General features: G+C 66.8%; 7 protein-coding genes. 4 read left to right on the top strand and 3 right to left on the bottom strand.

Features of this window, described 5'->3' with window-relative positions; translation table 11 throughout:
* Nucleotides 1-21: 21 nt before the first annotated feature.
* Nucleotides 22-1,238 (bottom strand): IS3 family transposase gene (locus AW272_RS39965; protein ID WP_157519053.1). Its coding sequence is split into 2 segments (ribosomal slippage): nucleotides 22-935 and nucleotides 935-1,238, totalling 1,218 coding nucleotides; the frame shifts between segments, so codons are not numbered across the junction.
* Between the two features lie 123 nt (nucleotides 1,239-1,361).
* Between AW272_RS39965 and AW272_RS45865 the strand changes: the two genes are divergently transcribed.
* Both AW272_RS45865 and AW272_RS46250 read left to right on the top strand, forming a co-directional pair.
* The gene (locus AW272_RS45865) at nucleotides 1,362-1,487 is read left to right on the top strand and encodes a hypothetical protein (RefSeq protein WP_275527353.1); all 126 of its coding nucleotides are present in this window, start codon (nucleotides 1,362-1,364) and stop codon (nucleotides 1,485-1,487) included.
* 354 nt (nucleotides 1,488-1,841) lie between these two features.
* The gene (locus AW272_RS46250) at nucleotides 1,842-2,036 is read left to right on the top strand and encodes a hypothetical protein (RefSeq protein ID WP_066376513.1); all 195 of its coding nucleotides are present in this window, start codon (nucleotides 1,842-1,844) and stop codon (nucleotides 2,034-2,036) included.
* 48 nt (nucleotides 2,037-2,084) lie between these two features.
* Here the strand turns inward: AW272_RS46250 and AW272_RS39945 are convergent, their stop codons facing one another.
* The gene (locus AW272_RS39945) at nucleotides 2,085-3,203 is read right to left on the bottom strand and encodes a cutinase family protein (RefSeq protein WP_083959187.1); all 1,119 of its coding nucleotides are present in this window, start codon (nucleotides 3,201-3,203) and stop codon (nucleotides 2,085-2,087) included.
* A 321-nt stretch (nucleotides 3,204-3,524) separates the two neighbouring features.
* Complete coding sequence (fxsT, locus tag AW272_RS39940; protein WP_066376503.1) at nucleotides 3,525-5,873, bottom strand: FxSxx-COOH system tetratricopeptide repeat protein; 2,349 nt, start codon at nucleotides 5,871-5,873, stop codon at nucleotides 3,525-3,527.
* A 430-nt stretch (nucleotides 5,874-6,303) separates the two neighbouring features.
* Between fxsT and AW272_RS39935 the strand changes: the two genes are divergently transcribed.
* Nucleotides 6,304-9,225: a tetratricopeptide repeat protein gene (locus AW272_RS39935; RefSeq protein WP_066376498.1), complete on the top strand. Its 2,922-nt coding sequence runs from the start codon at nucleotides 6,304-6,306 to the stop codon at nucleotides 9,223-9,225.
* Nucleotides 9,226-9,581: 356 nt separating this feature from the next.
* A partial coding sequence (locus AW272_RS39930; protein WP_169807740.1) for a transposase occupies nucleotides 9,582-10,144 on the top strand: 563 nt, incomplete at its 3' end.

Below are 10,144 nucleotides of genomic sequence, written 5' to 3'. Positions count from 1 at the left end.
CCCGAATTGTGGACACCGGTTTTAGGCTGCGGCGGTCAGGCTACCTGCGGTTTTCTCGTAGTCGATCGGTGAGATCTGGCCGAGGCGGGAGTGCCGCCTTTTGGTGTTATATCGGGTCACCCACGTGAACACCGCCAGGCGGGCTTCGCCGGCTGATGTCCAGCCATGAGCGCCTTGCAGCGTCTCGCGTTTGAGAGAGGCGTTGAATGATTCGGCGGCGGCATTGTCGGCGCTGGTGCCGACCGCGCCGCGGGAACGGGTGACGCCCAGGCGAGCGCAGGTCTCCTCGAAGTCCTTGGAGCAGTACTGGACGCCGTTGTCGCTGTGGAAGATCGCCCCGTCGAGGGTGCCGCCCCTGGTGCGGGCCGCAGCTTCGAGGGCGTCGGTGACGAGTTTGGTGCGCATGTGGTCGGCGATCGACCAGCCCGCCAGCCGGCGTGAGCCCAGGTCCAGGACGGTGGCGAGGTAGAGGAACTTGCCGTCCCCGATCGGCAGATACGTGATGTCACCCACGTACCTCTGGTTCGGCGCGGACGCGGTGAAGTCCCGTTTCAGCAGGTCCGGGACGGGGGTGGCGTCCAGTTCGGGGATCGTGGTGCGGACCTTCCTGCGGAGGTGCGCCCCGACGATGTGCCGCTCGCGCATGACCCGCTCGACCCGTTTGTGATTGACCTCGAGCCCTTGGGCCTGGAGTTCGGCGGTGATCCGCGGGGACCCGTACGTGCCGTCCTCTTCTGTGTGGATCCTGCGGATCTCGACCGCGAGAGCGTCGTCGGCCCGCTTGCGGGCCAGCCGGGTCGGGGCGGTGGCCAGCCACCGGTAGTAGCTCGATCGGGCCAGCTCCAGGACCCGGCACAACCGCTTCACCCCGAAGGTGTTCTTGTGATCGTCAACGAACTCGAAGCGGCTCACCAGTTCGTCTCGCCCGCGAAAAACTTCGCGGCCTTCCGCAGAATGTCCCGTTCCAGCTCCAACTCCCGCACCCGGGCCTTGAGCTGCTGATTCTCTTCCTCAAGCACGTCATCCGAGGATAGGTTTCCTCGCAAAACCGGCTTGCGGCCAGGCTTCGGCCTCGCGCTGGCCGTCCCCTTCTCCTGCGCGTCGATCACCCACAACCGCAGCGTAGCTCGATGGATTCCGAGATCATCAGCGACCTGCTTGTAGGTCTTGGCCGGGTCCGACAAGAACAACGCCACAGCGTCGGCCTTGAACTCCTCCGGATAGTTCTTCCGCACCATCAAGAACATCTCTTCCCCTGGACCTCAAGATCCAGTCTCCAAGGTGTCCACAATCAGGGGGGAACTCCCAGGTTCTACCGGACCGAGCTTGATGCTCTCCTGCGGCGTATCAACACCTACCTGGTGCGCTGGGCGCGACGGAAGTTCAAACGGCTGAGGTCGTTCAAGAAGGCCAGAAGGTGGTGGACCGGGGTGCTGGAACGCCAGCCCGGCCTGTTCGCCCACTGGGCCTGGATGACCGAGTTCTGACGGATCGGATGAGACGAGCGGAATAACGGGAGACTGTTACGTTCCGTTCTGTGGGAGCCCGGAGGTGAGACTCCTCCGGGCCACCCGGCGGCGACCGTCTATGAAACACGACGCTCAGGTTGGGCTCGGGTGGGCTATCGACTGTTGCTTAGGTGAACACCCTATGAAACAGCGAAGCCAGAAGTCGGATCGCGCCAGACCCGGTCCGGAAAGCGAGCATGACTCATCTCTCCAAGCCTCGTCTTCGCGGAGCCGCATCAGGTAAGCGGTCGGTGCGGGATTGAGCTCGGCGGTTTTGACGCGTTCGGCTGGGCGGGGTGCGGGTTTGTCGCCGGTGGCGACGGCACCATCCGGTTGTGGAGGACGGACTCCGGGGCGCACACCGCTGTCCTCGGCGGGCACGACGATGTGTTCACCTCGGTTGTCTTCATGCCGAACGGCGAGTTGATCAGCGGCAGCAGCAGGACGGAACGACTCCGCGTTTGGGGGGTCCTGCCCGGGATCATCGCCTATCAGGGCCGGAAATTCCGGGTTTCCGCAAGTGGCTGACCCGGGTCTGAGCCACGGAGGGGACGCTCCGAGGAACGCCCCCTCCGGTCAGCAGTTTTTGGCGACCAGTCTCTTGCTCTTGCTGTTGTTGTCCTCGCGAGTCTCGACGATCTTCTGGTTGGGGTCGGCCATGAAGTTGACGTCGAACGTGCCCTGCCAGACGTTGTGGAACGAGAGCACCGCAGTGCCCGTCTCACCTGCCTTGATCGAGGGCAGGAAGTGGTTGATGGTGTGACCGTTGGTCGTCCAGCGGATGTCGTACGTGCCGCTGTCGATCTTGCCCTTGTTCTTGATCTCGACTCTGATCGAGGGTGTGGTGCCGACGCAGATGGGTTTCGGCTGTTCGATCTCCATCCCGGTCACCGCCAGGTCGGTGCTCTTGAGAATGCCCGCGAGCCATTCCCCCGCCTCCGCGACCTTCTCGTCATAGTTCTTGTGGTCACCGAAGTCGCAGATTTTCCAGGCATCCTGCCATAGGGCCAGGGCCTCATTCCATCTGCGCGGGTCCGCGACCGCGACTTCCGCTTCTCCGATCTTCGCGACGCACTTGAGCGACGGCTTCCCGCAGACCGGATCCCCGGAGTTGCAGTAGGTCTTGCTCGGTATTCCCGCCGGTAACTCGCTGGTCTCCAGGTTGAAGAGCCGGGCCAGTCCTTTCGGCTCGTTGTTCTTGGTGTTGGCGATCGGGTCGGCGATCAGCACGACGGCCTTGAGGCGGTTGCGGAAGTCCGTCGGGAAATCGGGCCGGTTGAGTGTCTTCTTGACGACCATCGCGCCCTGCGAGTACCCGACCAGCACGAACTGCTGCCCCGGGCAGGTGTTGGCGAGGGCGTAGAAGCGCGACAGAAGCGCGGCCTCGCCGTCCGCGACACTCGCCGAGGTCTGCGTCGTGACGAACTGCACGAACAGCTCGAATACGGATACCGCCGGATAATCGACACCGTCGTCGTATTGTACGGAGATGGCGTCACCGACGAGCGTTTTGAGCACTAAGCTCGTCCGCTGTACGTTTAATCCCATATTCTGATGAATTTGCCGTTCCAGGCTCCCAGTCGGGTCCTCCCCGGCGCCCTTTACGCCGATGAACGCTATCCGCGCGCAGTCATCGGCCATGGCGGAAGGCCCCGGCATCACCACGCCGATCGCACCGGCCAGCAGCACCGCCATCGCCGCCCGTCGGATCCTCTGAATCTTCAACTCCCACCCCTCATGTGATCGGGCCTCAATGATGGCCTGGACCGATCCAGAGGAGAAGGTCAATTCATACCGTTTATCGGGCGAATTGTGTCGGCCAGTAGTTACCGAGAGAGTTTCTGAGTGCGTACAGGTCGGACGGTGAAATCGGCAACGGTCGATTAGGATGCCCGGTTCGGCGGGGCAACCTTCACCGGGCCCGCCGGATTCGGCGGAGCGACCTTCGATGGCATCGCTGGGTGGCTTCGCGCTGGCGTGTGTCCGTTTCCCGCGGATGCATCGCGAGGCGGACGCTCAACGGACATCTCCGGTCTGGCTGTCGGCATCCGCTTCCTGACAACGTCGTGTCCAGTACGCGAGGTTTTTACGCGTTGCCAGCGTGTGGGGATGCTCGGCCCCCAGGACGCGTTCGTGGATGGGCAACAGTGCGGCGAACTGGTCTCGCGCGCCGGCCGCGTCCCCGGCCTCTCCCGTCCAGCGGGCGAGGTGGGCTCGAGCGGTCAAGGTGGTGGGATGTTCGGCGCCCAGGACGCGTTCGCGGATGGGCAGCAGTTCGGCGAACTGGGTCCGTGCGCCGGCCGCGTCCCCGGTCTCTCCCGTCCAGCGGGCGAGGTTGGATCGGGCGATCAGGGTACCGGGGTGTTCGATGCCCAAGACACGCTCGAGGGTCGGCAGCAGTGCGGCGAACTGGCCCCGCGCCGACTCCGCGTCTCCTGCATCTCCTGTCCAGCGGGCGAGGTTGTGCCGGGTGGTCAGCGTGTTGGGGTGGTCGGCGCCTTGGAGGCGTCGGCCTATGGGCAGCAGTGCGGCGAACTGGTCCCGCGCGCCGGCCGCGTCCCCCGCCTCCCCCGAATAGAAGGCGAGATTGTTCCGGGTGGTCAGCGTGTAGGGGTGGTCGGCGCCCAGGACGCGTTCGATGACGGGCAGCAGTTCGGCGAACTGGTCTCTCCCACTGGCCGCGTTCCCCGCCTGTCCTGTCCAGCGGGCGAGGTTGTGCCGGGCGAACAGGGTGTCGGGGTGGTCGGCGCCCAGGACGCGTTCGATGACCGGCAGCAGTGCGGCGAACTGGTCCCGTGCGCTGGTCGCGTCCCCTGTTTGTCCGGTGCAGTGGGCCTGCTGGGCGTGTTCGTTCAGGGTGCGGGGGTGTTCGGGTCCGTGGCGTTGGAGGTGGAAGTGGTGGCGGTGCTGGTGCAGGGTTTTGGCTGTGGTGTAGTCGTCGCTGGCTTTGAGGTAGACGAGGACCTCGTCCATGGCGGGTGAGAGCGGGGGCAGGGCGGCGCGGGCGTGGGGCAGCAGTTGCCGGTAGGCCGGCCAGCTGTCGATGACTTCGGGGTTGTCGGGGAGAGCGGCGGTCAGCAGGTCGGCGGCCTGGAGGCGGACGGCGTGGCGCTGGTCGTCGGTCAGGCTGGTGAGGGTGACGGCTTGGACCAGGCGGTGGACGCTGACTGCGTCGCGGCCCGGACTGATGGCGATCATGCTGTAGGAGGCCAGCACGCCCAGGGCAGTGCCGATCCGCAGCTTGCTGGTGTCGGGCAACTGGTGGAGCACGGTGATGGGCAGGTCATCGGGGGCGTAGCAGGCCAGCAGCGCCAGCAGCCGGGGCGCCAGCGGGCTAGCCTCGGCGATCTGAGCGCAGGTGATCGTCCAGATCTTGGCGATGACGCGTTCGGCGTCACTGCCGGGAGCCGCCGCCGCATACACCTCGCCGGGTTCCTCAAGGAGCAGGGTGCGGTAGTCGGTGATGCTCATTCCGGGGGTGGCGGCGATGAACGCCCCAGCCTGCCGCAACGCCAGCGGTAAAAACCCCAGGTCCTCGGCCAGCCCCGCCAAATCTTCTTCCTCGGCGCGGATGTCCGGGCCGATCAAGCCCGCCAGCAGTTCGGTCGCCGCAGCCGGGGCCAGCACGTCCACATCGATCGCGGCACACCCCAACGCTGACCAGCCCCCGGCGCGGCGGGTGGTGATCAGTACATGCCCGCCAGCCAGCCGACCCAGATACCGGCGCACATCATCGGCATGTTCGACGTTGTCGAAGATGAGCAGCCAGCCGGTGTGGCCGCTCAGCCACGCCATCGCCCACCCCGCCGCCTCCTCGATGGTGGCCTGGGCGGCCGCGACCGAATGCGCCCCCGCGCACAGCGCCCGCGCTACATCCGCGAGCGAGGCTTCGATCTGCGCGGGGGTGTCGGCCTCCACCCACCACACCAGCCGATACTCCTGCCGATGGGCGGCGGCGTACTGCAACGCCAACTCGCTCTTACCGACCCCGCCCAGCCCGTGCACGGCCGCCGCCTGGGTGATCACCGTTCTTGCCGACGGCGTGGCGGTCAGCACGTCCCGCATCTGCCGCAACACCTGCTCGCGGCCGACGAACACCGCCGTCGCGGGCCGGGGCAGACCGGTCAGCCCCAACGGGGCGTCCACCTTGGCCGCATCTGGCAACGGCACACGTGCCGACAGCAGGTGATGGTGGTGGTGCTGGTCGCCGATCGCGACGTCTCGGGCAGAACCGATCTGGTTGGCGTCCCGGCCGACGAAGGAACCGGTGATGTCCTGGCGGTCGCCGCTTCCAGCCGGTGGGGCCGGGGGCGGTCCCGCGCTGGCGGAGGCGTGGTGCGGGTCAGGCCCGGCGGATGCCGACATGACGCGTTCCCCCTTCGCCAGCCCCCGAAGGTCAGCGTGATCGTAACCCGCTCCCCGCGCCCAACCACCACCGAACAACGCGATCCGTCCCCCCCACTTGGCGCGTACCGTCACCCCGTATCGGGCGGTTTCGGCGCATGTGGGAAAGACGGCCCTGGCCGAAAGATCGTCTTGTTTCATAGATTAGCGATCGGTGAAACACCGCGCCGGATTTGGACCCAGGTGAGCAATCACCCGCTTCTTAAGCAAGCGCCTATGAAACAGCCGCGCCGAGTCGAGGTGTGAAGCCGAGAAAGAAACTGAGCGCTGCTTGCTTGTGCCGACCGCTCCTTCGTAGAGCCTGGGCCGTCGGGTGGTCGGTGCGGGATTGAGATCGTCGGTTTGGTGCGTTCGGGTGGGCTGGGTGCTGGTTTGTGGTGATGATGACGCCATGGCAGCAGACGGCTCCAGTGAGCCAAAGGCCGGGCAGTCGGTCGTCTCCAGCCGGATCCACGGTGATCTCACCCAGATCGGGCACGTGGCCGGCGATGTCGTCATCAACAACCATCCGCTCAGCCCGGTGGTGGAGCAGATCGTCGAGGGGGACATCCCGCAGCAGCCGCGCGCTTTCCAGGAACGCGCCGATCTGCTGGAGCGGCTGCATGAACGAGTCGTGGGGCAGGGCGTGGCGGTGGTCGATGCGGTCACCGGGACGCCGGGGGTGGGCAAGAGTCTGCTGGCTGCCTCTTACGCGTGGGCGTGTCAGCGGGTGGGGTGGCTGGTCATCGCCTGGATCAATGCTGAGACCGAGGAGCAGATCGTGGCCGGGCTGGCGGGCCTGGCCCGCCGTCTGGGCCTGTTCGACCCTGACGATGACGCGCACACCGCGGCGGTCAAGGCGCGGGACTGGCTGGCCGCCGCTGATGAGCCGGCGCTGCTGGTGTTCGACAACGCCACCGACGTGGGGCAGGTGAAGAAGTGGTGCCCGGCCACCGGAGCGACCCGCATCTTGATCACCACCCGCAACCGCGCCTTCCACACCCTGTACGAAGCGGTCGATGTCGGCGTCTTCACCCCCGGCCAGGCGACGGCGTTTCTGCATCAGCGCACCGGCTCCACCAGCCCAGGCGCTGAGGAGGTGGCAGCGGAGTTGGGTTTGCTGCCGCTGGCGGTCGGGCAGGCCGGCGCCTACATCCACCGGCGCCGCCTGACCTACCCCGCCTATCTCGGTCTGCTGCGTGGTTACCCGTTGGACCGGTACCTGCCGCACACCGCTGAGGGGTACCCGCACGGGACCGCGGCGGCGATCCTGCTGTCGGTCGACCAGGCCGAACAGACCATCCCCGGCGCACACGACATGCTGGAGCTGCTGGCGGTGCTGGCCGAGGCCGGCGTACCCAGAGCAGTCCTGTACGGAACCACCGACCCGCACCTCGATCCCGCCGACACCGAAGGCGTCGACCAGGTGCTGGCTGATCTGGTCGACACCTCGCTGATCAGTTTCAGCGAGGACGGGACGACGGTGCTGATGCATCGGCTGACCAGCCGGGTGCTGCGCGAACGCGCTCACCACACCCCGACCACGACCAGTAGCGACAGCGAAACCGGCGGCAACGCCGGCGATGGTGAGAGCGGAGAGAACCGCCTTACCCACGTGCTCGACAACGCCATCGCTCTGCTGGACCGCTTCAACACCCACATCCCCTACGACGCGGCGACCTGGACCGCCCGATCGGCGGTCGAAGCGCTGATTGAGCAGACCACCGCCCTCTACAGCTTGGTCACCGCCTTCGGCGACCTTCCTGAACCCCTGCTCGTCTTACGCGCCTGGTGTGGGCGATACCTCCAGGACCTGGCCGACCTGGCTCGTGCCACTCCCCTGCTCCAGCAGAACCTGGCCGATTTCGAGCGAGTGCTGGGCGGCGACCACCCCTCCACTCTGGGATCCCGCAACAACCTCGCCAGTGCCTACCGGGCGGCGGGGGACCTGGGCCGGGCCATCCCGCTGTACGAGCAGACCCTGGCCGACCGAGAGCGGGTGCTGGGCGGCGACCACCCCTCCACCCTGACCTCCCGCAACAACCTCGCCAGCGCCTATCAGGCGACGGGGGACCTGGGCCGGGCCATCCCCCTGCACGAGCAGACACTGGCCGACAGTGAGCGGGTGCTGGGCGGCGACCACCCCTCCACCCTGGGCTCCCGCAACAACCTCGCCGCCACCTATGAGTCGGCGGGGGACCTGGGCCGGGCCATCCCCCTGCACGAGCAGACACTGGCCGACAGTGAGCGGGTGCTGGGCGGCGACCACCCCTCCACCCTGGGATCCCGCAACAACCTCGCCGCCACCTATGAGTCGGCGGGGGACCTGGGCCGGGCCATCCCCCTGCACGAGCAGACACTGGCCGACAGTGAGCGGGTGCTGGGCGGCGACCACCCCTCCACCCTGGGATCCCGCAACAACCTCGCCTACGCCTATCAGGCGGCGGGGGATCTGGGCCGGGCCATCCCGCTGTACGAGCAGAACCTGGCAGATCAGGTGCGGGTGCTGGGCGTCGACCACCCCGACGCCCTGTCCTCCCGCAACAACCTCGCTCTCGCCTACCAGGCGGCGGGAGATCTGGGCCGGGCCATCCCGCTGTACGAGCAGAACCTGGCCGATCGGGAGCGGGTGCTGGGCGGCGACCACCCCGCCACCCTGACCTCCCGCAACAACCTCGCCGCCGCCTATGAGGCGGCGGGGGATCTGGGCCGGGCCATCCCGCTGTACGAGCAGACGCTGGCCGACCTGGTGCGGGTGCTGGGCGGCGACCACCCCTCCACCCTGGGATCCCGCAACAACCTCGCCAGCGCCTACCAGGCGGCGGGAGATCTGGGCCGTGCCATCGGTCTGTACGAGCAGACCATGGCAGATCAGGTACGGGTGCTGGGCGTCGACCACCCCGACACCCTGAACTCCCGCAACAACCTCGCCTACGCCTACCAGGCGGCGGGGGAGCTGGGCCGTGCCATCCCGCTGTACGAGCAGACGCTGGCCGACAGTGAGCGGGTGCTGGGCGGCGACCACCCCTCCACCCTAGGATCCCGTAACAACCTCGCTGGCGCCTACTACGCGGCGGGGGAGCTGGGCCGCGCCATCCCGCAGTACGAGCAGACCCTGGCCGACTGCGAACGCGTCCTGGGAGCCACTCACCCCACGACCAAGACCGTGCGCGGCAACCTGTCCGCCGCCCGCCGGACGGGACAACCAGCAGGTACGGGTACGGCTGCCGGGCAACCGACAGAGGGATACGGGGACGTGGACCGCACCACACCCTGCGCGTGCGGATCAGGCAAGAAATACAAGCGCTGCCACGGCGCGCCACCGGCCAAGTGAATCCGCTAAGCTATCCCCGGCGCAGGCCTGGCCCGACATCATTTTCTCCCTCTCCCGCACAGATGCGGTGCTGGAACGGAGTGTTGTTTCATAAGCGACCGTCTATGAAACAAGTGCACCGAAGCGGGAAACGCGAAGCCACGACACCCGCCTCTTACTGACTTCCTTTCCGACGAACCTCGCCTGGCATCGGTGCGAGATTGAGATCACAGGGTTGGCGTGTTCGGCTGAGCCATGTGTGGGTTGTGATGAGGATGAAGCCATGGAGGGAATCGGTACTAGTCAGGAACTAGAAGGCCGCTGAAGATCTTGTGTTCTGGCCTCGTTCTTTCTGGACTGAGGCCAGAGTGGTTGACATGCGGGGTGAGTGGGCCGCAGAGCTCGTCGGGCCGGATGTGTGGCAGACCTGCCGGGAGTTGATCCCGGCCGGGAGCGTGTTCGCGTTCCTGGCCGAGCATCGTCAGGCGCTGTTTCCCGCGGAGATGTTCGCGGACATGTATCCCTCGCGCAACGGACGTCCGAGCATGCCGCCGGACATCTTGGCGGCCGCGGTGGTGCTGCAGACCTTGCAAGGGCTATCGGACGTCGACACCGTGCAGGCATTGCGGTGTGACCTGCGGTGGAAGGCCGCCTGCGGGCTGGGACTGTATGACAGCGCGTTCGATCCGTCGCTGCTGACCTATTTCCGGCGGCGGCTGGCCCGCTCCAGCAGAGCGGATCGGATCTTTGAAGCCGTCCGCGAGGTGGTCGCGGCGACCGGAGTACTCAAGGGCAGGCAGCGGCGGGCGCTGGATTCGGCGGTCCTGGATGACGCGGTGGCCACCCAGGACACCGTCACCCAGTTGATCGCCGCGATCCGCCGGGTGATCCGTCACGTGCCCGGCGCCGCGCAGGTCGCGGCCGAACTCTGCGCCGCTCA

This window comes from Herbidospora mongoliensis (assembly GCF_001570545.1).
Taxonomy (GTDB): domain Bacteria; phylum Actinomycetota; class Actinomycetes; order Streptosporangiales; family Streptosporangiaceae; genus Herbidospora; species Herbidospora mongoliensis.
This window is presented reverse-complemented; position numbering and strand designations above follow the sequence as displayed.

Coding starts and splice junctions, on each gene's coding strand:
- AW272_RS39945 (WP_083959187.1), bottom strand. CDS start 3,203: ATGGCGGTGCTGCTGGCCGGTGCGATCGGCGTGGTGATGCCGGGGCCT.
- fxsT (WP_066376503.1), bottom strand. CDS start 5,873: ATGTCGGCATCCGCCGGGCCTGACCCGCACCACGCCTCCGCCAGCGCG.
- AW272_RS39935 (WP_066376498.1), top strand. CDS start 6,304: ATGGCAGCAGACGGCTCCAGTGAGCCAAAGGCCGGGCAGTCGGTCGTC.